The organism is Shuttleworthella sp. (assembly GCF_057251025.1).
Genome location: NZ_DBHIDN010000064.1, coordinates 1 through 1,050 on the forward strand (window position 1 = coordinate 1; position 1,050 = coordinate 1,050).

General features: G+C 56.7%; 1 protein-coding gene. It reads right to left on the reverse strand.

What is annotated here, in order from left to right; translation table 11 throughout:
• Positions 1–1,046, reverse strand: a 1,046-nt coding sequence (gene dnaX, locus ACO5R6_RS07680) for a DNA polymerase III subunit gamma/tau (RefSeq protein WP_485626585.1), incomplete at its 3' end; no start/stop codon positions are given.
• Positions 1,047–1,050: the final 4 nt, after the last annotated feature.

A 1,050-nucleotide genomic window follows, 5' to 3' on the forward strand; every position in this document is an offset into this window, starting at 1 on the left:
CGCTTCTGACTGGCATAGCGGATCTGGCTGGAGAGATCGCTCAGGATACGAATATAGCGCATGAGGATCTCATCCTCAACCATCTGCGCCTCCTCCTGAAGCAGGGCCAGGTTGTCACTGGAGATGTCCAGGGCGTCTTCCATATGATCCCCGCTCTTTAACAGGAGCAGATTGCGCAGATACCAGGTGAAATCATTGACGAACTGAACCGGCTCTCTTCCCTCCGCGATAATCTCCCCTATCATGCGGATCGACTCTGTGACGTCTCTGCCAATGATCGCCCGCAGGAGGTGACTGAAGACCTCGGTATCCACCGCTCCCAGGACCTTGAGCGTGTCGTCATAGGTCAGCTTCTGTCCGAGGTAGAAGGCGATGCACTGATCCATAAGGGAGAGGGCATCCCGCATGGATCCGTCCGCTGCTCTGGCGATATAATCCACCGCCTTATCCTCAACTGCCACCCCCTCTTCCTCCATGAGCTGGCGCAGGCGGCCGGCAATGGTCACCACGCTGATCCGATGGAAATCATAGCGCTGACAGCGAGAGAGGATCGTGATGGGGATCTTGTTGACCTCCGTAGTTGCCAGGATGAAAATGACATACTCCGGCGGCTCCTCCAGGGTCTTTAAGAGGGCATTATATGCCCCGGGAGAGAGCATGTGAACCTCATCGATGATGTAGACCTTATAGCGGCCCTCCGTCGGCGGATAGGCCACCTCCTCGATGATCTCCCGGATATTGTTCACACCGTTATTGGAAGCCGCGTCGATCTCGATGACATTCATGGAGTTGCCGGCATTGATCGCCCTGCAAACGCTGCACTTGCCGCATGGACTGCCATCAACGGGATGCTGGCAGTTGACTGCCCTGGCCAGGATTTTGGCGACGGTTGTCTTGCCGGTTCCCCGGGTCCCCGTGAAGAGATAGGCGTGGCCGATGCGGTCGTTCTTCAACTGATTCTTCAGGGTTGTGACGATATGATCCTGCCCCTTGACGTCTTCGAAGGTCTGGGGCCGGAACTTGCGATAGAGCGCCTGATAGGCCATGCCG